The organism is Rhodoferax lithotrophicus, assembly GCF_019973615.1.
GTDB lineage: Bacteria > Pseudomonadota > Gammaproteobacteria > Burkholderiales > Burkholderiaceae_C > Rhodoferax > Rhodoferax lithotrophicus.
Genome location: NZ_AP024238.1, coordinates 2,088,893 through 2,113,380, shown reverse-complemented (window position 1 = coordinate 2,113,380; position 24,488 = coordinate 2,088,893). Strand labels below are relative to the sequence as shown.

General features: G+C 53.6%; 24 protein-coding genes and 1 tRNA gene. 15 read left to right on the top strand and 10 right to left on the bottom strand.

The genetic code is table 11. The features are described from left to right. The first annotated feature begins 39 nt into the window (after positions 1 to 39). From LDN84_RS09800 to LDN84_RS09730, 15 genes are all read left to right on the top strand, one after another. A complete protein-coding gene (locus LDN84_RS09800) occupies positions 40 to 933 on the top strand; it encodes an MBL fold metallo-hydrolase (protein WP_223912902.1) in 894 nt (297 codons plus the stop codon). Beyond that, the gene (locus LDN84_RS09795) at positions 930 to 1,424 is read left to right on the top strand and encodes a thioredoxin fold domain-containing protein (protein ID WP_223911840.1); all 495 of its coding nucleotides are present in this window, start codon (positions 930 to 932) and stop codon (positions 1,422 to 1,424) included. Before LDN84_RS09800 ends, LDN84_RS09795 begins: the two co-directional genes overlap by 4 nt. Continuing rightward, positions 1,424 to 2,128, top strand: a complete 705-nt coding sequence (locus tag LDN84_RS09790) for a Crp/Fnr family transcriptional regulator (protein ID WP_223911836.1) — start codon at positions 1,424 to 1,426, stop codon at positions 2,126 to 2,128. The genes LDN84_RS09795 and LDN84_RS09790 overlap by 1 nt, the downstream gene beginning before the upstream one ends. 154 nt (positions 2,129 to 2,282) lie before the next feature. Beyond that, positions 2,283 to 2,600 (top strand): hypothetical protein, encoded by a 318-nt coding sequence (locus LDN84_RS09785; RefSeq protein WP_223911833.1) that lies wholly within the window; start codon positions 2,283 to 2,285, stop codon positions 2,598 to 2,600. A 119-nt stretch (positions 2,601 to 2,719) separates the two neighbouring features. Further along, positions 2,720 to 4,084 (top strand): sulfite dehydrogenase, encoded by a 1,365-nt coding sequence (gene soxC, locus LDN84_RS09780; protein WP_223911830.1) that lies wholly within the window; start codon positions 2,720 to 2,722, stop codon positions 4,082 to 4,084. Further along, positions 4,068 to 5,168, top strand: a complete 1,101-nt coding sequence (locus tag LDN84_RS09775; protein ID WP_223911827.1) for a c-type cytochrome — start codon at positions 4,068 to 4,070, stop codon at positions 5,166 to 5,168. Before soxC ends, LDN84_RS09775 begins: the two co-directional genes overlap by 17 nt. Before the next feature lie 59 nt (positions 5,169 to 5,227). After that, positions 5,228 to 5,683 carry a thiosulfate oxidation carrier protein SoxY gene (gene soxY, locus LDN84_RS09770; RefSeq protein ID WP_223911824.1) on the top strand — a complete coding sequence of 152 codons (456 nt, stop codon included), beginning with the start codon at positions 5,228 to 5,230 and terminating at the stop codon, positions 5,681 to 5,683. Positions 5,684 to 5,762: 79 nt separating this feature from the next. After that, a complete protein-coding gene (gene soxZ / locus LDN84_RS09765; protein WP_223911821.1) occupies positions 5,763 to 6,074 on the top strand; it encodes a thiosulfate oxidation carrier complex protein SoxZ in 312 nt (103 codons plus the stop codon). Positions 6,075 to 6,160: 86 nt separating this feature from the next. Beyond that, positions 6,161 to 6,961 carry a sulfur oxidation c-type cytochrome SoxA gene (soxA, locus tag LDN84_RS09760; protein WP_223911818.1) on the top strand — a complete coding sequence of 267 codons (801 nt, stop codon included), beginning with the start codon at positions 6,161 to 6,163 and terminating at the stop codon, positions 6,959 to 6,961. An 18-nt stretch (positions 6,962 to 6,979) separates the two neighbouring features. Further along, a complete protein-coding gene (gene soxX, locus LDN84_RS09755) occupies positions 6,980 to 7,633 on the top strand; it encodes a sulfur oxidation c-type cytochrome SoxX (protein WP_223911815.1) in 654 nt (217 codons plus the stop codon). Positions 7,634 to 7,702: 69 nt separating this feature from the next. Continuing rightward, on the top strand, positions 7,703 to 9,439 hold the full coding sequence (soxB, locus tag LDN84_RS09750) for a thiosulfohydrolase SoxB (protein ID WP_223911812.1): 1,737 nt from the start codon (positions 7,703 to 7,705) through the stop codon (positions 9,437 to 9,439). Between the two features lie 299 nt (positions 9,440 to 9,738). Continuing rightward, a complete protein-coding gene (locus tag LDN84_RS09745) occupies positions 9,739 to 11,406 on the top strand; it encodes a ShlB/FhaC/HecB family hemolysin secretion/activation protein (protein ID WP_223911809.1) in 1,668 nt (555 codons plus the stop codon). 55 nt (positions 11,407 to 11,461) lie between these two features. Continuing rightward, positions 11,462 to 15,826, top strand: coding sequence for an MBG domain-containing protein (locus tag LDN84_RS09740; RefSeq protein ID WP_223911806.1), 4,365 nt, complete (start codon positions 11,462 to 11,464; stop codon positions 15,824 to 15,826). Positions 15,827 to 15,908: 82 nt separating this feature from the next. Then, a complete protein-coding gene (locus LDN84_RS09735) occupies positions 15,909 to 16,547 on the top strand; it encodes a hypothetical protein (RefSeq protein WP_223911804.1) in 639 nt (212 codons plus the stop codon). 23 nt (positions 16,548 to 16,570) lie between these two features. After that, positions 16,571 to 16,828 (top strand): hypothetical protein, encoded by a 258-nt coding sequence (locus LDN84_RS09730; protein WP_223911802.1) that lies wholly within the window; start codon positions 16,571 to 16,573, stop codon positions 16,826 to 16,828. A gap of 198 nt (positions 16,829 to 17,026) precedes the next feature. Here the strand turns inward: LDN84_RS09730 and LDN84_RS09725 are convergent, their stop codons facing one another. The 10 genes from LDN84_RS09725 to infC all read right to left on the bottom strand — a co-directional run bounded on the left by LDN84_RS09725 (position 17,027) and on the right by infC (position 24,459). After that, on the bottom strand, positions 17,027 to 17,377 hold the full coding sequence (locus LDN84_RS09725; RefSeq protein ID WP_223911800.1) for a hypothetical protein: 351 nt from the start codon (positions 17,375 to 17,377) through the stop codon (positions 17,027 to 17,029). Positions 17,378 to 17,501: 124 nt separating this feature from the next. Continuing rightward, positions 17,502 to 17,810, bottom strand: a complete 309-nt coding sequence (locus LDN84_RS09720) for a hypothetical protein (protein WP_223911798.1) — start codon at positions 17,808 to 17,810, stop codon at positions 17,502 to 17,504. 537 nt (positions 17,811 to 18,347) lie between these two features. Further along, positions 18,348 to 18,424, bottom strand: a tRNA-Pro gene (locus LDN84_RS09715). Positions 18,425 to 18,457: 33 nt separating this feature from the next. After that, positions 18,458 to 18,907 carry a MerR family transcriptional regulator gene (locus LDN84_RS09710; RefSeq protein WP_223911795.1) on the bottom strand — a complete coding sequence of 150 codons (450 nt, stop codon included), beginning with the start codon at positions 18,905 to 18,907 and terminating at the stop codon, positions 18,458 to 18,460. Between the two features lie 100 nt (positions 18,908 to 19,007). Further along, complete coding sequence (locus LDN84_RS09705) at positions 19,008 to 19,346, bottom strand: integration host factor subunit alpha (RefSeq protein WP_223912900.1); 339 nt, start codon at positions 19,344 to 19,346, stop codon at positions 19,008 to 19,010. A gap of 36 nt (positions 19,347 to 19,382) precedes the next feature. Further along, positions 19,383 to 21,818, bottom strand: a complete 2,436-nt coding sequence (pheT, locus tag LDN84_RS09700) for a phenylalanine--tRNA ligase subunit beta (protein ID WP_223911792.1) — start codon at positions 21,816 to 21,818, stop codon at positions 19,383 to 19,385. A 54-nt stretch (positions 21,819 to 21,872) separates the two neighbouring features. Next, entirely contained in the window at positions 21,873 to 22,949 is a 1,077-nt protein-coding gene (pheS, locus tag LDN84_RS09695) for a phenylalanine--tRNA ligase subunit alpha (protein ID WP_223911789.1), read from the bottom strand. A 110-nt stretch (positions 22,950 to 23,059) separates the two neighbouring features. Next, positions 23,060 to 23,419 carry a 50S ribosomal protein L20 gene (rplT, locus tag LDN84_RS09690; protein ID WP_223911786.1) on the bottom strand — a complete coding sequence of 120 codons (360 nt, stop codon included), beginning with the start codon at positions 23,417 to 23,419 and terminating at the stop codon, positions 23,060 to 23,062. Positions 23,420 to 23,444: 25 nt separating this feature from the next. Beyond that, positions 23,445 to 23,648 (bottom strand): 50S ribosomal protein L35, encoded by a 204-nt coding sequence (gene rpmI / locus LDN84_RS09685; RefSeq protein WP_223911783.1) that lies wholly within the window; start codon positions 23,646 to 23,648, stop codon positions 23,445 to 23,447. Between the two features lie 217 nt (positions 23,649 to 23,865). Further along, positions 23,866 to 24,459, bottom strand: a complete 594-nt coding sequence (infC, locus tag LDN84_RS09680) for a translation initiation factor IF-3 (RefSeq protein ID WP_223912899.1) — start codon at positions 24,457 to 24,459, stop codon at positions 23,866 to 23,868. Between the last annotated feature and the right edge of the window lie 29 nt (positions 24,460 to 24,488).

Here is a 24,488-nt window from a genome sequence, read left to right as displayed (position 1 = left end):
AAAAGTCTGTGCCTAAGCCTGCTGCTTGGCTGGTTGGGCATGGCCCATGCGACGGATGAGCCCCTTATGGAAATCCATCAGCTCTCTCCTTCCACCTGGTATGTTCAGGGATTGTCTGCATTGGGCTCCCCTGCCAATCAAAATTTTATTTCGAATGCAGCATTTGTGGTGACACCAGAAAGTGTGGTGGTCATTGATGCGCTGGGTTCCCCCGCTTTGGCAACCCGTCTTGTAGACGAGATCAAAAAAATTACCCCGAAGCCTATCACCCATGTATTGGTTACGCACTACCACGCAGACCATATTTATGGTTTGCAAGTCTTCAAAGCCATGGGGGCCAAAATTGTTGCGCACCGTGCTGCTTTAATTTACCTCAACAGCGAAACCGCACGTCTGCGCATGGAGGCATCACGCGAGCAACTCTTCCCCTGGATTAACAATCAAACCCACTTGGTAGAGGCTGACACATGGATTGACGGCAACCAGGAGTTGATGATTGGTGGAATGCTTTTTCAGGTCAAGCAAGTCGGCCCAGCACACACACCCGAAGATTTGGCGTTTTATCTGCCATCAGAAAAAGTGCTGTTTGCTGGAGACTTGGTCTTCAGAAGCCGGATTCCGTTTGTTGGCCAGGCGAATAGCCAGCACTGGATCACTGCGCTCGACCAATTGCTGGCCTTTGACACCCAGGTGATTGTGCCGGGGCATGGTCCCGTGTCGCACGAAGCACGCCAAGACATGCAGCAGACTCGTGCATATTTGGTTTATTTGCGAACCACCATGGGTCATGCCGCTGAAGCCATGGAACCCTTTGAAGAGGCTTATAAAAACACGGACTGGACACCATTTGAACATTTACCCCTGTTTGGAGTAGCCAATCGCATGAATGCCTACAACACCTATTTACTGATGGAACAAGAGGCCAAACCATGAGCCTTGTCCATGTGGGGATCCGCCGCCGAAATGCTTTGGTGATGGGGCTAGCAAGTAGTTTGGCAGGCATGAGTTATGGCGCATCAGACACATTGCCTGTACCAGGCTCACTCCCCGATGCACTGAACACCGCTTTGAAAAGAGGTAGCCCCCTGGTGGTCATGGTGAGTCTGGAGGGGTGCCCTTTTTGCAAAATAGCCCGTGAGAATTATTTGTTGCCGATACAAGGGCAGTCAGGGCTGTTTATTGTCCAAATGGATATACGCAGCCACCAGATGGTGTTGGGCTTTGATGGTGTCAGGCAAACTCAGGATCACCTGATCAAAAGTTGGCGGATCAAGGTTGCACCTACGGTACTATTCTTGGGGCAAGGTGGCAAGGAGGTCGCTGAACGCTTGGTCGGCGGCTATATTCCAGATTTTTATGGCTCGTATCTGGATGATCGGTTGCGTGTGGCCCGCGCAGCGGTGGTGGCTGAAGGAGCAATTTGATGATTCCAGTTAAAACTGAATCAGCTTGGCGAGGTATTTCAGACTGTCGCCATTGTGGCATTCGTGAAATGGTACTTTTTGCTGACCTGAATGAGCATGACTTTGCACACATTCATGCACCCATTGACGATCTGGAATACCCACACGGCGCAAGTTTGTATGCAGAAGGTAACCAGGCCCAAGGGATTTTTACCTTGCGAAGTGGCATGGTGAAGCTGGTGCGCAATACGCTCGATGGCCGTCCTCGCATCGTGCGTGTATTGCGCCCAGGCGATGTGATCGGGCTGGAGGTTTTGAGCAACACGCACTATGACAATGATGCCATTGCGCTAAGCCCAATCACGGTCTGCCGCATTCCACTGGAAGTTGTTCAAAAATTGGCCGCAAGCAGCCCGCGCTTGCTTGCACAATTAATGCATAAATGGCAACACACACTCAAAGATGCAGATGACTGGCTAGCTGACATGAATTTTGGTTCGGCCCGCCAGCGTGTTGCCAATTTGGTGTTGAAAATGCGCAGCTCAAGCAACCACGAAATCTCCGTACTTTTTTCTCGCGAAGACATGGGTGCCATGTTGGATCTGAAGCTTGAGACGGTCAGTCGGGAGATTGGCCGCTGGGAACGAGAAGGTGTGATTGAACCCATGGACAAACAGAGACGTATCTACCGCGTCCATCAGCCAGAGCGCTTGCTCGGCCTCTAATGTGCCGGTCATCAGGGTATATCCTGATATTCAAAACAACTTATTTAACAGATCATTGATATAAATCAGATCGGCATTCATCGCGAGTTCTTTTGAATTCATGGTGGCAGCCTTCTAGATGACATAAGCTTGTTCCACCCTCACCGGATTTTTGATGAAACGCCTCACCTTGGTCTGCCTGAGTTTGATTGCAACAGTAGCTTGTGCCCAGAAGGTTCCTGCGCTTTACCAGGATGCGGACTTGAAACTGGGTGCGAAATTGATTGAGAACAATCAGTGTGATGCCTGCCACATCCGTAATGTCGGTGGTAACGGACACAGCATTTATCGCCCTGCAGGACGTGTCAACTCACTCTCGTTATTGCGTGGACAAGTGGAGGCATGCAACACCACATTGAACTTGGCATTGTTTCCAGATGAGGTGACATCCATTGCTGCTGTTTTGAATCAAGATCACTATCACTTTGAGTGAGGGTCCGCACAAAATTTTCGGTTTTTTGAATTATTTATATTTGTTTATTCTTATATAAGAAATTGTGTTTTTATCGTAATTACCAGCAATTCATCACTTGCTTAAGAGGAGTTTTTTGAATGCACCAACGTGACAATTCAGGTCGGCTAATCAAAGCGCCTGAGAATTTTCTGACACAAAGCGGGATCAAAACCGTTTTTGCAGAAGCGAAGAAAGGCCGTCGCGACTTTATTCGCCATGCGTTTGCGGCGGCAGCAGCAGGTGCTGCCGTACCCGCAGCCATTGCACAAGGGAACCCGGTGCCCACAGAGGGTGGTGACCCTAATATTTTGAATTTGCCAGCCCACAGCACGGGCTTGGGCCAAGGTGTGGCACAAAACGATGGTTATGGCAAGCCGTCCCAATACGAGTCAGCGGTACAACGCCGTCAAAGCCCGGGACTGACACAGACCACGCAGGCTTCGGTTTCATTTGCCCCCTTGCAGTCTCTGTTTGGCATCGTCACCCCGAGTGGCTTGCATTTTGAGCGCCATCACCAAGGCTGGTGGGACATTGATCCATCCAAACACCGTTTGATGATCAATGGCATGGTCAAAGCAGCCAAAGTGTTCACGCTGGATGAAATCATGCGCCTGCCATCGGTATCGCGCTTTCACTTCATCGAATGTGGTGCCAATACGGCTGTCGATTGGGGTAATGTGGCTGTGCCCACCGTGCAATACACCCATGGCATGGTGTCCTGCAGTGAATTCACCGGCGTGCCGCTGATTACCTTGCTGGAGCTGGCTGGGGCTGACCTGAAAAATGGCAAATTTGTCCTGGCTGAAGGTGCTGATGGCTCATCCATGACCCGCACCATTCCGATGAGCCTGATCAAATCTGGCGAAGTGTTTGTCGCCTACGGTCAAAATGGAGAGATGCTGCGCCCCGAGCAGGGCTACCCGCTGCGATTGATCGTGCCAGGTATCCAGGGTGTGAGTTGGGTCAAATATCTGCGCCGCATCGAGGTGGGCGACATGCCTTACGCCACCAAAGATGAAGCGGTTCACTACATCGACTTGTTACCCAGTGGTCAGCACCGTCAATACTCGGGCTTGCAAGAATGCAAAAGCGTGGTCACGACCCCATCTGGGGGACAAGTGCTGCTGGACAAGGGCTTTTACAACATCACCGGTTTGGCCTGGAGCGGCAAAGGCAAGATCAAGAAGGTGGATGTCTCCGTCGACGGTGGTCGCAACTGGCGTACCGCCAGATTGGAGTCACCCGTATTGTCCAAAGCCCTGACCAGATTCAATATCGACTGGATATGGGACGGCAAACCGGCCATCATTCAAAGCCGGGCCATGGATGACACCGGCTTTGTTCAGCCAACTTACAAACTGCTGCGCGCTGTTCGGGGCACGCGTTCGATTTATCACAACAACGCCATTCAGTCGTGGTTGGTACAAGAAAATGGCGAGGTGAAAAATGTTCAGGTTTCGTAAAGCCATTCTGGGACTGGCATTGCTGGGACTCACTGGAGCTGCTTTCGCTCAAGCATCCATCAAGATCACTGGCATTGGTCGTAATGCAACCCCAAAAGAAATTGCAGCTTGGGACATTGACGTGCGCCCAGACTTCAAGGGCTTGCCTGTGGGTTCCGGCACTGTGGACAAAGGCCAGGAAATATGGGAAGCCAAGTGCGCCCAGTGCCATGGCTTTTTCGGCGAATCAGGTGAAGTATTCAACCCATTGATTGGAGGAATTCAACCCAATGACATGATCACTGGACACGTCGCAAATTTGACCAACCCGAATTTTCCAGGCCGCACCACCTTCATGAAAGTGGCGACGATTTCAACGGTTTGGGATTTCATCAACCGTGCCATGCCCTGGAATGCCCCCAAAACCTTGAAAACGGACGAGGTTTATTCGGTTTTGGACTTCATGCTGAACATTGCTGGCATCGTTCCAGAGAACTTCATCCTGAATGAAAAGACCATGCGTGACGTGCAAGCACGAATGCCCAACCGCAATGGCATGACAAGTAATCACGCTTTGTGGCCAGGTCGAGAGTTTGGCGGAGCCGCAAAACCGGACACGCAAAATGTGGCTTGCATGTCCAATTGCACACCCGAGCCCAAAGTGGCCTCTCTCCTGCCAGACTTTGCCCGCAATGCACACGGTAATTTGGCAGAACAGAACCGCATGGTAGGTGCGCAACATGGGGCCGACACCTCTCGACCGGAACACCAAGCGGGTGACAAGCAAGCCGCACCATCGACACCCCAACCAGCAGTTGAAAAACCGGTGTCATCTGCAGATGCAAGCAAGCCAGATGCCAAAAAAGCGGTTTCCTTGCTGCAAAAAAATGGCTGTTTGGTGTGTCATGGCTTAAACAACAAAATTGTTGGACCTGCCTATACCGATGTAGCCCAAAAATATGTCGGTCAAGTTGATTACTTGGCGGCCAAGATCAAGTCTGGAGGTGTCGGTATTTGGGGCTCTATCCCCATGCCTCCTCAAACCTTGAATGCTGCAGAAACCCGGATCATTGCGGTCTGGTTGGCAGCTGGGGCTGGCAAATGATGCCCCGCATAGTTAGATTGGTGTCCATTTTCAGCATGAACTTAAAGAAGGAGATTTCAATGCAAACTCGTCGCGAAACACTTAAACACAGCGCCATGGTGGCTGGCCTGTTGGCCACCACTGGACTGTTCCCCCAATATGCGCAGGCCTATAACAAGTCTGCTTTTGAAGCCAAGTCCGTGGCGGATGTGATCAAGGCCCTGGGTGCCAGCGCCCCGGTTGAAAGCAAGGATGTCACCATTGGCGGGCCAGACATCGCGGAAAACGGTGCCGTCGTGCCGTTGACCACCAGCACGACTCTGGCGGGTGTGAAACACATGCTGATCCTGGTTGAGAAAAACCCCAACACCCTGGTCGCCCAATTCAACGTCACGGACAGTGTCGAGCCCAACTTTGCCACCCGCTCCAAAATGGGCCAGTCTTCAGATGTCTATGCCGTTGCCATCATGAACGATGGCAAAGCATTGTTTGCCAAAAAAGAGGTCAAAGTCACCTTGGGCGGTTGCGGCGGTTAAGCCGATTAAAACCTCGCATGACCCCACCTAGCCAAGTTCTGGCAATCCCCGTTTATCGAATCAATACAGGAGTTTAAAAATGGCAGATCCTATGCGCATTCGCGCCAAAGCAGAGGGTGGCAAAGCCACCGTACGTGTCTTGATGAGCCACGAAATGGAATCCGGTCAACGCAAGGATTCAGCTGGCAAGCTGATCCCCGCGATGCACATCACAGAAGTCAGTGCAAGCCTCAATGGCACCGTGGTTCTCACGGCAGACTGGGGTTCGGCTGTATCCAAGAACCCGTTCCTGCAATTTAATGTGAAGAATGCCAAGGCTGGTGACAAGATTAGCGTCACCTGGAAAGACACCAAGGGTGACACCCGCACCGACGAAGCCACGGTTTCCTGAGCTGTAGAGGCCGTGGAAAAAAGAGAGTGAAAAAAGCTCACTCTTCTTTTTTCACGATGAAATCACTGATTGAGGAGACAAAAGTTATGAACAAAACAATGGTATTGCTGGTCTTGGGCAGTTTGGCAATGGCCTCAGTCCATGCCCAAAAATCTGCAGCCGTCCAATCCATCGAGGAATACCGTGCCATGCTGGCCGACGGTAACCCGGCCGAACTGTTTGAAGCCAAAGGTGAAGACCTCTGGAAACAAAAGCGCGGTCCGAAAGCGGCCTCACTGGAAAAGTGTGATCTGGGTCTGGGCCCTGGCGTGATCAAAGGTGCATTTGTGACCCTGCCACGTTACTTTGCCGACACCAACAAGGTACAAGACCTGGAGTCCCGCCTGCTTACCTGCATGGAAGCCCTGCAAGGCTTCAACAGTGCAGAGATTGCCAAAACACCGTTTGGCAAAGGCGAGCAAAACAACGTCACAGCTATGGCCACCTGGATAGCGGGTGAATCACGTGACATGACCTTCAACCTGCCTCAGGCCCACCCACAAGAGCAAATCGCTTATGAGGTTGGCAAGCGCCTGTTTTTCCAACGCGGCGGTCCGCATGACTTCTCATGCGCCTCCTGCCATAGTGGCGATAACTGGCGCATTCGCCTGCAAGACCTGCCCAATCTGACCAAAAACCCAGGTGACGGTGTCGGCTTTGCCGCCTGGCCAGCCTACCGCGTCTCCAACGGCCAAATGTGGGGCATGCAACAACGTCTGAACGACTGCTACCGCCAGCAACGCTTCCCCTACCCGGGTTTTGCCAGCGATGTTACGGTCGCGCTGGGAACCTACCTGGGCGTGAATAGCCAGGGCTCCAAGTCCATTGCCCCGGCCCTCAAACGCTAACAAGTCCAGGAGAAATGCATGAAAAAGCAACATCAAATCGCCCTTTCCCTGATCGCTGCGGCTGTCGTCGCTGGATGTGCCTCAATGCCTGGCTCGGCTGAACTGGACAAACTGACTGCAACCATTGTCAAAAGCTCATTCCGTGACCAAGGCATTGTCAAAGTCTCGGTACTTGACCCTCAAGACATCCTGACGGCTTGCAGCGCGGCCGATGTGGCAGGCAAGCCCATCGACAGTGATCTGGCAAATACACTCCAAAACGCCCAACTCAAAACCATCAAGTGGCCCGCTGACGGCAACTATCTGGGTGACTGGAAAAAGGGCGAAGCCCTGGCCCAGAGTGGCCGTGGTTTGACCTTCACCGACGATGCCAAAACCCCCAGTGGTGGTAATTGCTACAACTGCCATCAGCTCGATCCCAAAGAAATCTCCTTTGGCACCATTGGCCCAAGCCTGACCGGCTATGGCAAGACACGGGGTGTCATTGCGGATCCAACCAGTGCGGCCTCCAAAGCCATCATTGAGTACACCTGGGGCAAGATCTGGAATGCCAAGGCTTACAACGCCTGCTCTGTCATGCCGCGTGCTGTCCACAATGGGATCATCACAGAAGCCCAGGCCAAAGACTTGATGGCCTTGTTGCTGGACCCCAAGTCCCCGGTCAACCAGTAATCCACTTACGTGTTTCGTCGCCCGGCCTGCCCGGGCTTTTTCATTTCCTAACGCAGTCGTCTCCAAACAATGAACTTGACCAAACGTGAATTTATGCAAGTGCTGGGTGCTGGCACCATGGCAGGCATGGGACTCAGTGCCTACGCGCAGACAGATATCGCCACTGCCGCGAATGGCCTGTATGACATTCCCACATTCGGCAATGTGTCGTTTCTGCACATGACCGATTGCCACGCGCAGCTCAAACCCATCCACTTCCGGGAGCCCAGCATCAATCTGGGCATTGGCAGCATGAAAGGCCATCTGCCACATCTGGTCGGTGAGCATTTGCTCGAAGTCTCCAAAGTGCGCCCTGGTACGGCCGAAGCCCATGCCCTGACCTATCTGAACTACGAACAAGCCGCCAAACGTTACGGCAAGGTAGGTGGTTTTGCACACTTGGCGACCCTGGTCAAGCGCATGAAAGCCAGCCGTCCGGGTGCCTTGCTGCTCGACGGCGGCGACACCTGGCAAGGCTCCGGCACCAGTCTGTGGACCAACGGCCAGGACATGGTGGATGCCTGCAAATTACTGGGTGTGGACGTGATGACCGGCCACTGGGAATTCACCCTGGGCATGGAGCGTGTCAAGGAAATCATTGAAAAAGATTTTGCCGGCAAAGTGGACTTTGTGGCACAAAACATCAAAACCAATGACTTCGGTGACCCGGTTTTCCAGCCTTATGTGATCCGTGAAATCAATGGCGTGCCCTGCGCCATTATTGGCCAAGCCTTCCCCTACACCCCGATTGCCAACCCGCGCTACATGGTGGCCGACTGGGCCTTTGGCATTCAGGACGAAAACATGCAGAAGATGGTCGACGAGGCCCGCGGCAAAGGTGCCCAGGTGGTCGTGGTCATCAGCCACAACGGTATGGACGTGGACTTGAAAATGGCCAGTCGTGTCAGTGGCATTGATGCCATCATGGGCGGCCATACCCACGACGGCATGCCAGTGGCCAGTGTCATCAGCAACAAGAGTGGCAAAACCCTGGTCACCAACGCTGGCTCCAATTCGAAGTTTCTGGGTGTACTGGACTTTGAAGTCAAGGATAAAAAAGTCACTGACTTCCGCTACAAGCTGCTGCCGGTGTTTGCCAACATGTTGCCGGCCGACCGGGAGATGGACACCCTCATCACCAAAATTCGCGCACCCTATGAAGCCAAACTGGCCGAGAAACTGGCTGTGACCGAAGGTACGCTGTACCGCCGCGGCAACTTCAACGGTACAGGTGATCAGTTGCTGGTGGATGCGCTGATGGAGGTGCAAGGGGCTGATCTGGCCTTCTCGCCGGGCTTCCGCTGGGGCACAACCCTGCTGCCAGGTCAGGCCATCACCCGCGAATGGCTGATGGACATGACCGCAACCACGTATTCCTACGCCACAGTGACCGAGATGACCGGTAGCACCATCAAAACCGTACTGGAAGACGTGTGCGACAACCTGTTCAACCCAGACCCCTACTACCAGCAAGGTGGCGACATGGTACGTGTCGGCGGACTCTCCTACAGCTGTAGCCCGCTTGAAGGCATGGGCAAACGCATCGGTGACATGCGCTTGAACGGCAAGCTGATTGAAGCCGACAAAAAGTACAAAGTGGCAGGCTGGGCCCCTGTAGCCGAAGAAGCCAAATCTGCGGGCAACCCGATGGTGTGGGATGTGGTGGAAACCTGGCTCAAGGCACGTGGTGGCAAGGTGTCTACTCGCAAGCTCAACGCCCCCAAAATCATGGGAGCGTTGCCCAATCCGGGCTATGCGTCGGCTTGACGCATCAATCACCGTCCTGATTGCAATAAATTATAGGAAAATAGGCTATAGCGCTTTAAATACAAGCGTAAGCAGCTATCTATTGAATAGCACTCAACGGCACTTGTCTCAAGTGCCGTTTTTGCATTTTTGGGGGGCAAGAATCAAGTTAACTCCATCAAACAAGGTGTGCAGCACCTTGTTCTCAATACAACTCAACGAGAGCACCAATGTGCTCTAGCGCACCGACTTGGCAATGACCAACACGCAACATGGCCCTCTAGAAAAGTTTGCACCGCAAGCTTGTACCGAAAGAGACCATGTTCAACTCCCAACTGATTCCCCTAGCCCTGCTGGTTTTGAGCCCGGCAGTCTTTGCACAGGTCCCTCTGGGAGCGGGTGGGCAGATGCAACAAATCCCGCCCATACCGACCACGCCTACGGCCCCCCCGGCCATTGAGATCCGGGCGGGTACACCACCGCTGCAATCCGCACCAGACACGGCAAAAATCACGGTTAATCGTCTGGAACTGACTGGAGCCACCATTTTTCCAGATGCCAGCTTGATTGCGCTAACAGGCTTTGTGCCTGGCAGCCTGCTGAGTTTGGCTGAGCTGCAAGGCATGGCCGCCAAAATCACCAGCTTCTACCGGCAAAACGGCTACTTTGTCGCCCAGGCCTATCTGCCAGCGCAGGACATCAACCAAGGCGTGGTGACGCTGGCCATCATCGAAGGCCACTACGGTCAGGTGACGCTGAACAACCAGACCCGGGTGTCCGATGCTTTGGCGCACCGCTTGCTGGGCGGCCTCCAGAGTGGTGACACCGTGGCCACCGCCCCGCTAGAGCACCGTTTGCTGCTGCTGTCAGACTTGCCCGGTGTCAAAGTCAGCTCGACCTTGGTGCCGGGTGCGACACTGGGCACCTCTGACTTGATCGTTGACCTCAAGCCAGGACCGTTCATCTCAGGCAGTGTCGATGCCGACAACGCTGGCAACCGCTACACCGGGGCCAACCGCATCGGGGCCACCGTCAACTTCAATGAGCCACTCAGTCATGGTGATGTGGCCACGTTACGGGCGCTCACCTCCGGTGCCGGGCTGAACTACCTGCGTGGTTCTTATCAGATGCAATTTGGCAAAGCCACCGCAGGCGTGGCCTACAGCGCACTGCGTTATGAGCTGGGGCAAGAATTTGCCGCCCTGCAAGCCCATGGCACGGCCGAGGTCGCCAGCCTTTACGGCAGCTACCCGCTGGAACGCACGCGCAACGCCAACCTGTCGGCCGCACTGGTGCTGGATGCCAAACGCTTTCAGGACATAGTGGACACCACCGCCAGCGTGGCCGACAAAAAAGCCCAGGTGCTGACCGCCAGTATGAACGGCAGTCTGCGAGACAACCTAGGCGGCGGCGGCTTATCGGCCTATTCGCTGGCCTGGTCGGCGGGCAACATCGACCTGCAAACCCCAGCGGTTCAGGCGCTTGATGCGGTTACTGCGCGGAGTCAGGGCCACTTCAACAAACTCGGCGCTACCTTGTCGCGCCAACAACGGGTGAACGATGCGGTGTCCTTGTCGGCAGCCATCAATAGCCAGCTGGCATCGAAAAACCTGGATGTCTCCGAAAAAATGGAACTCGGTGGCATGTATGGCGTGCGGGCTTACCCCGAAGGGGAAGCCTATGGCGACGAAGGCTATGTCTTGAACCTGGAAGCACGCTGGCTGTTGCCCAAACTCAGCGAACGGATGCCAGGACAGGTGCAACTGGTCGGGTTTGTAGACACCGGACGCATCATCCTTCACAAAAACCCGTGGTCTGCCGGGCCAAACTCGCGCAGCCTGAGTGGGGCTGGCATCGGGGTGAACTGGTTCGAGTCCGGCAACTTCATGGTACGCGCCTATTACGCCTTCAAGTTAGGCAGCGAAGCCGCCACCTCTGCACCCGATGCCGACGGGCGCTTCTGGATTCAAGCGGTGAAGTATTTCTAGGCCACCTGCGCCTGATCTCTCCTGCTGCCTTCGTCAACCCCATTTGGAACCCATCATGAACTGCTCTTACCGATCTCTCTGGAATGACCGCACCGGCACTTTTGTCGCCGTCTCTGAAAACGCCTGCTGCCAGGGCAAAAAAGTGTCTTACGGCATCACCGCCAGCGGCGCTGGCATCCGCTTTGCATTGCAAACCCTGGCCTGGTCTGTGGCCCTGTCGTTTGCAACCCAGGTGCAGGCCTTGCCTGTAGGCGGGATGGTTGCCGCAGGCAGCGCCAGCATCAGCACGGGGCCAGCCAACACCACCATCACCCAGACCTCTCAAAATACGGTGATCAACTGGCAGAGCTTCAACATTGCGCAAGGCCAGTCGGTACAGTTTGTACAACCCAATGCACAAGCGGTAGCACTCAACCGGGTGCTGGGCGCTGACCCGTCCAGCATTTTTGGCACGCTGAGTGCCAACGGCAAAGTGTTTCTGGTCAACCCCAATGGCGTCTTGTTTGGCAAGGGTTCGTCTGTCAATGTGGGCGGCTTGCTGGCCTCGACCCTGAACATTACCAACAGCGATTTTCTAGCTGGCAACTACCAGTTTTTAGGAGCGGGTACGGGGGCGGTGCTGAACCAGGGCACGCTTAACGCCGATAGCGGCTATGTGGCGCTGCTGGGAGCCAACGTCAGCAACCAGGGGGTCATTTCGGCACAACTCGGCAGCGTGGTATTGGCCGCAGGCAACGCCATGACGCTGGATGTAGCCGGTGACGGCTTGCTCAACATCGCCGTGAACGAGGGTGCGGTCAACGCGCTGGTGCAAAACGGCGGACTGATCCGCGCCGACGGCGGGCAGGTCTTGTTGACCACCCAGGCGGCAGGCAGCCTGCTGAACAACGCGGTGAACAACACCGGGGTGATTCAAGCCCAAACGCTGGTCACAGGAAAAAGCGGCAGCATCAAGCTGATGGGCGGTATGCAAAGTGGTACTGTGAATGTGGGGGGCAGGCTTGATGCAAGCGCCCCCAACGGTGGTAACGGCGGCTTCATTGAAACGTCTGCGGCACATGTGAAGGTCGCAGACAACGTCACCATCACGTCCCAAGCGGCACAGGGCACGGCGGGTACTTGGCTGATTGATCCGGTTGACTTTACGGTTGCGGCAGGTGCCGACATTGCAGGGACAACACTTTCTGCCCTGCTGGTAACCACCAGCGTGAACATCAATACCGCAGTCGGAGTGGACACCACGGTAGCCGGAGCACCGCCGGTGAATACACTTTATTCAAGCACTCCTGGTCTAGGCAACATCAACGTCAACGAAGCGGTCACTTGGACGGCTTCTTCGACGGCGACGACGCTGACCTTGAACGCCTTTAACGATGTCAACATCCAGGCCCCAATTACCGCTACAACCGGAAGCCTGACATCCATCGCTGGACGTGATGTCAATTTGAATGCAGCCATTACAACCACCACCGGAAACATTACATCGAATGCCGGACGCGATATCAATGTGAATGCGGCCACAACGACGACCACTGGCGACTTTATTGCCTGCTGTGGTCGCGACATCAATATCAACGCCAATATGACCACAACCTCCGGCAATGTTTTGTTGCGCGCTGGCAGTGATGGCAGTGGCAACGGGGTTGCCGGCGTTGGGGGCACGGTGACTTTTGCGCCCGGCATAACCTACACCGTCACCTCGGCGGCCCCCAACACCGTCGTGGTTGACTACACACCAACTTCCTACGCGACCCCGCATGATTATTCAGGCAACTTTACCGGGACTGGTGCCGCACTCCTGACACAGCACATGCTGGTGTTCGCCCAAGGGGTCAACAAAGTTTATGACGGCAACACCAGCGCCACATTGGCCCTCAAAGGCACGCCAAGTTTGGGCGGTGTGGTGACCCTGATTCCAGGTACAGCCACGTTCGACAGCAAAGATGTGGCTGCCAACATCGGCATCACCTACACCGGCTATAGCCTGGGTGGTGTGGATGCGGGCTTGTTCGCCTTGTGGATGTCCTGTGTTCCAGGCATTGAGAGAACCAGCGCGGCGATCACCCCAAGACCGATGAGCATCCTGGCGGACTCGGCCAGCAAGGTCTATGGACAAACCTTCACTCCAGCAAGCAGTGCATTCACCACACCGGTCGCCCCCGTTGCGGGAGAAACTGTGCTCAGCGTGACAGAGACCAGCACTGGCTCGGCCGCCGGGGCCAGTGTGGCGGGCAGTACTTACCCGATCATCCCAAGTGCAGCGCTTGCCAATGGGGCATTTCTGCCCAGTAATTACACCATCAGCTACCTCAATGGGGCCCTGACCGTGACACCCGCACCCTTGACCGTGACGGCCAATGATGCGTCCAAGACTTATGGGCAAACCACCGTACTGCCGACTACGGCGTTTACCTCGACCGGCTTGGTTAATGGTGACACGGTAACGGCTGTCACCGAGGTCAGTCCTGGCACCGTGCCGACGGCGGCTGTCGCGGGTAGCCCTTATGTGATCACGCCCAGTGGCGCTACGGGAACCTATGTGCCCAGCAACTACACCGTGGCTTACATCAATGGCGCGCTCACCATCATTCCTGCGCCCTTGGTTGTAACAGCCAATGATGCCTCCAAGACATATGGGCAAACCATCGTGCTGCCACCCACTGCTTTCACGTCAACGGGATTGGTTAATGGTGACACGGTAACGGCAGTCACGGAGGTCAGTCCTGGAACCGTACCCACCGCACCTGTGGCCGGCAGCCCTTATGTCATCACGCCCAGCAGTGCCACCGGGACGTTTGTGCCCAGCAACTACACCGTGGCTTACATCAATGGCGCACTCACCATCATTCCTGCGCCCTTGGTTGTAACGGCCAACGATGCGTCCAAAACTTATGGCCAAACCACGGTGTTGCCAACTACGGCGTTTACCTCGACCGGTCTGGTCAATGGTGACACCGTAACGGCTGTCACCGAGGTCAGTCCCGGCACAGTGCCTACTGCACCGGTTGCCGGTAGCCCCTATGTGATCACACCCAGTGGTGCTACGGGAACCTATGTGCCCAGCAACTACACCGTGGCTTACGTCAATGGCGCACTCACCATCATTCCGGCACCCTTGGTTGTAACAGCCAACGATGCGTCCAAAACTTATGGTCAAACCACGGTGTTGCCAACTACGGCGTTTACCTCGACCGGTCTGGTCAACGGTGACACCGTAACGGCAGTCACGGAGGTTAGTCCTGGAACCGTACCCACCGCACCTGTGGCCGGTAGCCCTTATGTGATCACGCCCAGCGGCGCTACGGGAACCTATGTGCCCAGCAACTACACCGTGGCTTACGTCAATGGCGCACTCACCATCATTCCGGCACCCTTGGTTGTAACAGCCAACGATGCGTCCAAAACTTATGGTCAAACCACGGTGTTGCCAACTACGGCGTTTACCTCGACCGGTCTGGTCAACGGTGACACCGTAACGGCAGTCACGGAGGTTAGTCCTGGAACCGTACCCACCGCACCTGTGGCCGGTAGCCCTTATGTGATCACGCCCAGCGGCGCTACGGGAACCTATGTGCCCAGCAACTACACCGTGGCTTACGTCAATGGCGCACTCACCATCATTCCGGCACCCTTGGTTGTAACGGCCAACGATGCGTCCAAGACCTATGGCCAAACCACCGTGCTGCCAACAACGGCGTTTACCTCGACCGGTCTGGTCAACGGTGACACCGTAACAGCTGTCACTGAGGTCAGCCCCGGCACGGTTGCTACTGCACCTGTAGCAGGTAGCCCTTATGTGATCACCCCCAGTGGAGCCACCGGAACCTATGTACCTAGCAACTACACCGTGGCGTACATCAATGGGGCACTCACCATCATTCCGGCTGCTTTAGCTGTGACAGCCAACGATGCATCCAAGACCTATGGTCAGACAATTGTTCTGCCGACTACGGCGTTCACGTCAACCGGCTTGGTCAACGGTGACACCGTAACGGCGGTCAACGAAACCAGCCCAGGAACTGTTCCCACTGCACCGGTTGCCGGTAGCCCCTATGTCATCACACCCAGTGGTGCAACCGGTACTTACGTGCCGGGAAACTACACCGTCAAATACGTCAATGGTGTGTTGACAGTCATTCCTGCCGTGGAACTTCCTGTAGTCGTACCTCCAGTCAACCCGCCGCCCGTGACGATCCCGCCTAACGTGGTTCCTCCCGTAATTGTTACCCCACCCGTCGCGCCTCCGCCAGTGTTCATTCCACCACCCGTGATCGTGCCACCCATTGTTGTACCTCCTCCAGTTGTCACGCCTCCGCAGTTCATTCCACCTGCTGTCGTGCCACCTGTCATAGTGTCGGTTCAGACTCCACTGGTCAGTGATGTGGCTCCAACGCGCACACGCAAGCAAGATCGCAACTGATAACACCAGCAATGGCTGCTTGGGTGACTCCAAGGTGGGCATTTCCCGATTCAACATTGTGAAAAGACTTTGCATTGGGTTGATGATCATCGGTGCTAGCAACTGCCAGGCCGAGGGGGGCAACACCTTGCCCCCCAAGCCACTGAAATTGGCTCAGTTCGACCATGAAAGTCCTTCAGCGGATGCCCGGCAGATTGCCAATTGGGTGGTTGACACAAACGACAACGCCGGTTTGCCATTCATCATTCTGGACAAGAAAGAGGCCGAGGTCTTTGTGTTCCACCCAGACGGAAGACTGCGTGGGGCTGCCCCGGCCTTGCTCGGTCTGGCCATAGGAGACCATTCAGTTCCGGGCATTGGAGACCGCAAACTTTCTGCCATTCGACCTGATGAACGCACCACCCCGGCAGGGCGTTTTGTTGCGTCTCTTGATCGCAATATACATAACAAGGAAATTCTATGGGTGGATTATGACGCAGCCATTTCTCTACACCCCGTGATCACTAGCAATGCTCAGGAACGTCGCGCCCAACGTCTGGCCACCCCGACACCACTGGACAACCGAATTTCCTATGGATGCATCAATGTACCCGCCGATTTTTTCCAGCATGTGGTCAGCGCAGCCTTTGCAGGAACCAACGGCATTGTTTACGTGCTGCCAGAAACCCGCCCGGTGAAGCTATTTTTTGGAGCACGCGACGTGATCAACCCAGGGCAATAGCTACCAGGTACGCCCTGTTTCTGGTGTCGAGCAACAACCTCGTTTTGACGGGCGACACCCACCGCAGGATATTGCTGGCGCGGCTGGATGCGCAGATTGAAACGCCGTTCAAACGCGAGTTCGCGTTTGACCCACTCACCGAAATCTGCAACAACCGCCAAGTCCTGATGGTGGCCGCGCTGACCATTGCCCAGGCCTACATCACCGCTGGCCACCCCCAGGTGGGCAAAGGGCGCGCCGACGGCTGTGCAACCGACTCCAGCGAAGGCCACTTTGCATAACGTCTGTGGCCTTCACCCGAAGGGCGCGCAGCGGTGACCGGCACCAAGCGGAGCTTTAGCGCAGCGACTGGTGGGCACTGAGGGCAATGCGCCGTTATGTAAAAGGGGTAGCCGTATAGCGGGCGAGTGCCACAGCTACCAGACACACCACGCAACAGCCTCGTGGTTCTTGGGTTATCGCACGCCCCATGAGGTCTTTTATGGTTTGGAGATGTGTCCGATTAAACTACCCACTGATGCACTTTGTAGTTGAATCTGCGTCATGGCATAGCACGCATTGGTTCGCTGGTACTCGTGTTCGTGCAACGCCAATAACGCAATCAGCTTGTCAATGTTGGTAAGGAATTCCTCCTTGCTGAGGCACGGGTTCTCAGAGAACATTCGCAACGCCGTGTCAGCCACATCTAATTTACCCGCCCAGCGTGCCCATCCTTTGACCTCGCAATAAGCCAGCAAAGCCAGTCGCCCAAGTTGGTCGTGTTTGCGCGCAAAGTGCATATCTGCGAGCAGGTCTTCAAGCCTTAGCTGTGTGTCGATGGATTTGATCATGTTGCAGTGCAGCATGCAACTCTGTGCTTGCGTTAATCTGACGACGTGCTTGCTGTTTCAACTTTTGAGCAAAATGGAGGGGCCGGTAAATACCGGCCCCTCCATTAGTCATAACTCCAATTGTTTATTTGGTGTCAGAAGCAGCAGGTGCTGCCTTGTCTGCTTTCTTCGTGGAAGCAGCCTTATGCACCTTCTTTGCCGTGTGTGCTGGTTTTGAAGCCGCGTCTGTCGGTGTGACTGCAGCAGCGTCTTTTGCCTTGGGTTCTTCTACTTTCTTAACCGTATGCTTGATGGTCACCTTGACCGCTGGTGCGTTCATAGCAGCAGGGGTGGTCGGAACTGCATCTTTGGGGGCTGCAGGAGCCTGGGCAAACGAGACAGCAGCAACGCTGGTAAACAAAGCAGTAGCGATCAGATTTTTAATGGTTGACATGGTTAAAACTCACTCATGAAGCGACAGTTGCATTTGCTCCAACTGTCATAAGCGAGCCAGAATTTCGTTCCGGCTTGTACCTACAACGGCGTGTAAATGCTTGCGTTGACGCGTGATACACACCCTTACAAACAGTGACAGAGTAGACACACAGCAGATTGTTTGATGGGCATCTCAGAAATTTTTCAACGAAGGTTTTGACCTACCCATTGCTAGATGCGACGAATGGTTTCGTACACCTCAAGGTGCACAGAACTACTGCATCTTCCACTCCTATTGCGCCACCACGCACAAGCAAGGGCGTAATATTTTTGAGTCCCTTGTCAGTGCATTCAAGGGCTCAACAGCTCAGCTTCGCCTGAATCCAGTCAGATTATCTAAACTCGGGCTGAGTAGTTACGAGAAAAATGCACTCACCAATCCAATATCGTCCATAGCCATCCAACCACAGCTTTTGAGAAACGGCAACCAGAACAAAAAAATCAGAGACAAAGAAAAAGGACTTAGCTCATTTCTAAGCTAAGTCCTTAATTTTATTGGTCGGTGTGAAAGGATTCGAACCTTCGACCCCTTGCACCCCATGCAAGTGCGCTACCAGGCTGCGCCACACACCGAAGACATAAATTATAACCCGAGACTCGGTGTTTTTAGCTCTTGACAGCAAGCAAATCACGAATGGACAGTAGTTCCCGACGAACCTGTGTCCACGAGTTCAACGACACATCAGCCGCATTCAGGACATCTATCGACTCAAGACCTTGAGCCATAGATTCACTCATCTCAATCACTTCAACACCAGACAGAAACACCTCATCCGAAGATGGATGTACACGCCCTTGTTCCAATAACTCCTGCATTTTGTTACGGGCCCCACTGATGGTAAAACCTTGGTCGTAGAGCAAATCACGAATCCGGCGAATCATCAACACTTCATGATGCTGGTAATAACGCCGATTCCCACGCCGCTTCATCGGGCGAAGTTGCGTAAATTCCTGCTCCCAATACCGAAGCACATGCGGTTTTACCCCACATAAATCGCCCACTTCACCAATAGTGAAGTAGCGTTTGGCGGGAATAATGGGGAGCGGATTCTCCATAAAAGTCAACAAATTAAGCTAAAGGGTTCGAAGGTTACGCTAAGCCAGTCAACTTTGTAAAGGCAACTTTTTTCACAACTTGTATTCATCTTGACTCTGATCAAAAGCTCACAGAAGTGTTGGAACTCTGATTTTGAATCTGTTCTTTGAGTTTCTGACTGGCATGAAACGTCACCACGCGGCGAGCCTGAATTGGAATAGCTTCCCCAGTTCGAGGGTTACGCCCAGGCCTGGGTGCTTTGGTTCGGATTTGGAAATTGCCAAATCCTGTCAGCTTGACATCATTGCCGTCAACCAGACTGGTCGCAATCAAGTCAAAAAATGCGTCAATCATGTCTTTGGACTCGCGTTTGTTCAAACCTATTTTCTCGAACAACAAATCCGCCAACTGCGCCTTGGTGAGCGCAGGTGTTTCAAGAGACTCCACCGTGATGTCCATCGATATTTCGCTTTCAGGCAAAGTTTTGCATCGTGATCAAATACGCTGACGCGCACCTACTTTTTCAGCCAGACTGAGCACAACAGCAGCCACTGTGGCCTCAATTTGCTGCTCAGTCAACGCGGTATTTTCCGAATTGAGGCTTAATCTCACAGCCATACTTTTTTCTGTAAATACCGTTTGTTTACCACTGATATCCATTGCTTGGGGCCGATAAATGTCAAACAGCAATGCATCACGTAACACACCTGACGTTTCGGCTGACCAAATGGCTTTCATCAAGGCATCATGTGTTACGGCTTCATTAACCATCACGGCAATATCGCGCTCAATCGACTGGAAACGCGGTACAGACGTAAATTGAGGCACTTGACGGTTCAGCACCGCATCTAAATCCATCTCAAACAACACAGGCGCTTGCGTCAAATCATAGGTTTGTCGCCATTTAGGATGCAATTCGCCCACAAACCCAACAACTTTGCCAGCACACACGACTTGAGCACAACGACCTGGGTGCATGGCCGGATGTTGAGCTGGCTCAAACGTTAACCGGCTTGGGGCCACCAAAGTTTCCAAATCACCCTTGACATCAAAGAAGTCAACGGCACGCTCTTTGCATCCCCACGCTGGGGTATCCACGGAGCCAACCGTCAGCCCAGCCACCTTCATGGGTTGATCAAAACCTTGCACGGTAGTGTCGGTGCTGATAATGGATGCATCACGCAAAAACACCCGACCCAATTCAAAAACCCTTACTCGCTGTGCTTTACGATCCTGATTAAATTTTAAAACTTGTAGCAAAGAACCAAGCAATGACGAGCGCATCACGCTCATTTGGCTGGCAATCGGATTGAGCAACTTGATTGGATTCGGGTTGCCCGCGAGCTCATTCTCCCAGCGTTCTTCGACAAAACTAAAGTTGATGGTTTCCTGGTAACCCAAACCTGCCAATGTACGCCGCACAGCAAAACCGGAACGCTGATTTTCAGGGCGGATCTTGGCAGTGATTGGTGCACTGGGTGGTGTTTGCGGCAAATGGTGAAAACCGATCATCCGGGCCACTTCTTCAATCAAATCCTCTTCAATTTGCAAGTCGAAGCGGTAGGACGGTGCCGTCACCTCCACCACACCCGCCCCCTCTACAACCGGCAAGCCCAGCCCGGTGAGTGCTTTCACACACTGCTCCTGGGTTAAAGGCATACCAAGTACTTTGGCCGCACGTGCCACGCGCATACTCACTTTGCAGACTGGCGGCATAGCAACTTTTTGGTCATCCAAAGGACCACAAACAGTGTCAGGCGTCCCGCAAATCTCCAGAATCAATTGGGTAATGCGTTCAATGTGCTCTACCGTCAACTCAGGATCCACCCCTCGTTCAAACCGGTGTCCTGCATCGGTGGAGAAATTAAAGCGGCGCGAACGCCCAGCAATGGCTTTGGGCCACCAATACGCGGCTTCAACATAAATGTTGGTGGTGTCGTCTGACACTGCTGTCGCATCACCACCCATGATGCCCGCCAAGGATTCAACCTGCACATCGTCTGCAATCACGCCTACCTGGGTATCCACTATCACCGTATTGCCGTTGAGCAACTTGAGCTGTTCACCCGGCTTGCCCCAACGCACATTCAGACCACCATGAATCTTGTCCAGATCAAAAATATGACTGGGGCGACCCAACTCAAACATCACATAGTTAGAAATATCAACCAACGCCGTCACACTGCGTTGACCGCAACGGGCCAATTTGTCGACCATCCAGGCTGGCGTGGTGGCCTTGGGATTCACACCCCGAATCACTCGCCCGGAAAAACGTCCGCACAAATCAGGTGCACTCACTTTCACCGGCAACACGTCATCCAGCGCACAAGCGGCCTTGGGAAAAGTCAGCGGCTTCAGGGGTGCACCGGTCAAGGCGGCCACTTCACGCGCCACACCATAGACACTCAGGCAATGTGCCAGATTGGGTGTGAGCTTGAGTGTCAGCAGGGTGTCATCCAACTGCAAATGCTCGCGAATATTTTGCCCCACTGAGGCGTTAGAGGCCAGCTCCATCAAGCCACCATGCACTTCTGAGAGCTTGAGTTCGCGTGCCGAACACAACATGCCAAAACTCTCCACGCCACGAAGCTTGCCAACCTTGATCAAAAACGGTTTACCGTCCTCTCCAGGTGGCAACTCTGCACCAACCAAGGCACAAGGCACTTTGATCCCCACGCGGGCATTGGGTGCACCACACACAATAGTCAGCAACTCGGCCTGACCCACATCCACCTGACACACGCGCAGGCGGTCGGCATTGGGGTGTTGCACGGCTTCTTTGATTTCACCCACAACGATGTGGCTGAACGGCGGTGCTACGGGTTTGAGTTCTTCCACTTCCAAACCTGCCATCGTCAAGGTTTCAGAGAGTTCAGCAGTGCTCAAAGGTGGGTTGCAAAATTCACGCAACCAGGATTCAGGAAATTGCATAGTCAATCCAACGGGTTCAGACAATAAGGCGAGTCAACGGTACAGTTTCGCGGTTTACCGAAACTGCGACAAGAAGCGAATGTCACCATCAAAAAACAGACGCAAATCGTTCACACCATAACGCAACATGGTTAACCGATCTGGTCCCATGCCAAAAGCAAAACCAATATACCGCTCTGGATCAAGACCCATGTTACGAATCACATTAGGGTGCACTTGACCAGAACCAGCTACTTCAAGCCAGCGCCCGGCCAAAGGGCCACTGGGGAACTGGATGTCAATCTCGGCACTGGGTTCTGTGAACGGGAAAAAACTGGGACGAAAGCGCAGCACCAGATCAGGATTTTCGAAAAAAGTGCGGCAAAAATCGGTAAACACGAACTTCAAATCCTTGAAACTCACGTTCTCTCCTACCCACAAGCCTTCACACTGGTGGAACATGGGCGAATGGGTGGCATCGCTGTCGACCCGGTAAGTACGCCCGGGCGCAATAACACGAATCTCCGGCATGGCACCTGAAAAAAGTGCACCTTCTGCAGTGATTTCTTTGGCGACTGCACGATGTTTTTTGACATGTTGCACCGCATGCCGAATCTGCATTGGGCTGGTATGGGTACGCAGCAAATTAGGGGCATGCTCGCTGCCGCCTTCCACATAGAAGGTGTCATGCATGGAGCGCGCAGGGTGATCCTCAGGGGTATTGAGCGCAGTGAAATTGAACCAGTCCGACTCAATCTCAGGGCCTTGTGCAACTTCAAAGCCCATCGAACCAAAAATAGCCTCAATGCGTTCCAGCGTCAACGACACCGGATGCAGGCCACCAGTACCTCGCTGACGACCCGGCAAGGTCACATCCAAAGCTTCAGCGCGAAGTTGCACCTGCAGCTCCTGCTCAGCCAAAGCTTGACGGCGTGCATTCAAAGCCGCCTCAATGCCTTGTTTAGCCACGTTGATGGCAGCACCGCGCGATTTTTTCTCGTCAACGGGTAGCGCTGCCAAACCTTTCATCATCTCAGTGATACGACCAGATTTGCCCAAAAACAAAGCCTTGCTGTTTTCCAACTCCGCAGGTGTAAGGGCCAACTCAAATGCCGTACGGGCAGTTTCAACAACGGTGGTTAAATCGTTCATAAATTCTCTTGAAAACTCAAATCCAAGGAAAAAGGGCTAGCGCCTTTTCAAGCTCTAGCCCTTATCAATATTGCGTTAGAAGCTATAAATTAAATAGCAATTGACCTAACTCAAGCTGCCAATTTGGCCTTGACTTGTTCCACAATACCAGCAAATGCGGCCATATCATGAATGGCAATATCGCTCAAAACCTTGCGGTCAATTTCGATACAGGCTTTTTTCAGACCATTGGCGAATTGGCTGTAGGTCATGCCGCACTGACGAGCAGCGGCATTGATACGGGCAATCCACAACTGACGGAACACACGTTTTTTGGTACGACGGTCACGGTAGGCATATTGCCCAGCTTTCATGACCGCTTCTTTGGCGACCCGGAAAACATTACCGCGACGACCACGGAAACCTTTGGCAAGGGCTAAAACTTTTTTATGGCGGGCGCGAGCCGTTACACCACGTTTGACGCGAGGCATGTGAGTACTCCTTGTTCGTCGTTAATTAAATACCACGGCCTGGCAGCATTTGCGCCATGTGACCCATGTTGGTCTCATGAACAGCAGTCGCACCACGCAATTGGCGTTTATTTTTGGTGGTCTTCTTGGTCAGAATGTGACGTTTGAAGGCTTGACCGCGCTTGACGGTGCCACCTGGACGGACGCGGAAGCGTTTCTTCGCCGCGCTCTTGGTCTTCATTTTGGGCATTTACATGCTCCTTTGACATTGTGCTCGTGAGGCGTCTGCAAACTCTTTGCAGCCTTGATGGCCCCGAGCCACTTGGTGTGACAAGCCAAAGCCTGTCACATTTCAGGTCATAAGCTCCGAAGAGCACATGACCTAACCAGTTAGATTGAATGCCGATGCATTCAATCCAAATCAATTTGAATCCAAACTACACAAAAATGTGAGAGTCTGAAATTCATTAAACTACTGCTGAGTTTTCTGTCACTATCGGCTTCGCTGCACCCGGTTTTTTACGACCTGGCGCAATCATCATGATCATTTGCCGACCTTCAAGCTTGGGAAACTGCTCTACCACAATCAAATCAGCCAATTCGTCACGGATGCGGTTTAACAAAGCCATACCCAAGTCTTGGTGAGTGATTTCACGCCCACGAAACCGCAGGGTGATTTTGCACTTATCCCCTTCCGCCAAAAAGCGCTTGATATTGCGCATTTTGATGTTGTAGTCACCATCATCAGTACCAGGGCGGAATTTGATTTCCTTGATTTCAATCACGGTCTGCTTGGCTTTGGCTTCTGCAGCTTTTTTCTGCTCTTGGTACTTGAACTTGCCGTAATCCATTAAACGACAAACTGGTGGGTTGGCCGTAGCAGCAATTTCCACCAAATCCACATCCAACTCACCCGCCATGCGTAGCGCTTCCGACAAGCTAACCACACCCAAGGGCTCATTTTCAACACCAGAAAGGCGAACCTCTGGCACCATGATTTCCCGATTTAATCGGTGTTTGCGTTCTTCGCGTTGACGGCGATCACGAAATTCGGTAGCGATGACTTAATCCTTCACAAAGATTACCACCT

Excerpts from the sequence above, each read along its gene's own strand:
- LDN84_RS09800 (WP_223912902.1), top strand. The coding sequence starts at position 40 with ATGGCCCATGCGACGGATGAGCCCCTTATGGAAATCCATCAGCTCTCT.
- LDN84_RS09795 (WP_223911840.1), top strand. The coding sequence starts at position 930 with ATGAGCCTTGTCCATGTGGGGATCCGCCGCCGAAATGCTTTGGTGATG.
- LDN84_RS09790 (WP_223911836.1), top strand. The coding sequence starts at position 1,424 with ATGATTCCAGTTAAAACTGAATCAGCTTGGCGAGGTATTTCAGACTGT.
- LDN84_RS09785 (WP_223911833.1), top strand. The coding sequence starts at position 2,283 with ATGAAACGCCTCACCTTGGTCTGCCTGAGTTTGATTGCAACAGTAGCT.
- soxC (WP_223911830.1), top strand. The coding sequence starts at position 2,720 with ATGCACCAACGTGACAATTCAGGTCGGCTAATCAAAGCGCCTGAGAAT.
- LDN84_RS09775 (WP_223911827.1), top strand. The coding sequence starts at position 4,068 with ATGTTCAGGTTTCGTAAAGCCATTCTGGGACTGGCATTGCTGGGACTC.
- soxY (WP_223911824.1), top strand. The coding sequence starts at position 5,228 with ATGCAAACTCGTCGCGAAACACTTAAACACAGCGCCATGGTGGCTGGC.
- soxZ (WP_223911821.1), top strand. The coding sequence starts at position 5,763 with ATGGCAGATCCTATGCGCATTCGCGCCAAAGCAGAGGGTGGCAAAGCC.
- soxA (WP_223911818.1), top strand. The coding sequence starts at position 6,161 with ATGAACAAAACAATGGTATTGCTGGTCTTGGGCAGTTTGGCAATGGCC.
- soxX (WP_223911815.1), top strand. The coding sequence starts at position 6,980 with ATGAAAAAGCAACATCAAATCGCCCTTTCCCTGATCGCTGCGGCTGTC.
- soxB (WP_223911812.1), top strand. The coding sequence starts at position 7,703 with ATGAACTTGACCAAACGTGAATTTATGCAAGTGCTGGGTGCTGGCACC.
- LDN84_RS09745 (WP_223911809.1), top strand. The coding sequence starts at position 9,739 with ATGTTCAACTCCCAACTGATTCCCCTAGCCCTGCTGGTTTTGAGCCCG.
- LDN84_RS09740 (WP_223911806.1), top strand. The coding sequence starts at position 11,462 with ATGAACTGCTCTTACCGATCTCTCTGGAATGACCGCACCGGCACTTTT.
- LDN84_RS09735 (WP_223911804.1), top strand. The coding sequence starts at position 15,909 with ATGATCATCGGTGCTAGCAACTGCCAGGCCGAGGGGGGCAACACCTTG.
- LDN84_RS09725 (WP_223911800.1), bottom strand. The coding sequence starts at position 17,377 with ATGATCAAATCCATCGACACACAGCTAAGGCTTGAAGACCTGCTCGCA.
- LDN84_RS09720 (WP_223911798.1), bottom strand. The coding sequence starts at position 17,810 with ATGTCAACCATTAAAAATCTGATCGCTACTGCTTTGTTTACCAGCGTT.
- LDN84_RS09710 (WP_223911795.1), bottom strand. The coding sequence starts at position 18,907 with ATGGAGAATCCGCTCCCCATTATTCCCGCCAAACGCTACTTCACTATT.
- LDN84_RS09705 (WP_223912900.1), bottom strand. The coding sequence starts at position 19,346 with ATGGACATCACGGTGGAGTCTCTTGAAACACCTGCGCTCACCAAGGCG.
- pheT (WP_223911792.1), bottom strand. The coding sequence starts at position 21,818 with ATGCAATTTCCTGAATCCTGGTTGCGTGAATTTTGCAACCCACCTTTG.
- pheS (WP_223911789.1), bottom strand. The coding sequence starts at position 22,949 with ATGAACGATTTAACCACCGTTGTTGAAACTGCCCGTACGGCATTTGAG.
- rplT (WP_223911786.1), bottom strand. The coding sequence starts at position 23,419 with ATGCCTCGCGTCAAACGTGGTGTAACGGCTCGCGCCCGCCATAAAAAA.
- rpmI (WP_223911783.1), bottom strand. The coding sequence starts at position 23,648 with ATGCCCAAAATGAAGACCAAGAGCGCGGCGAAGAAACGCTTCCGCGTC.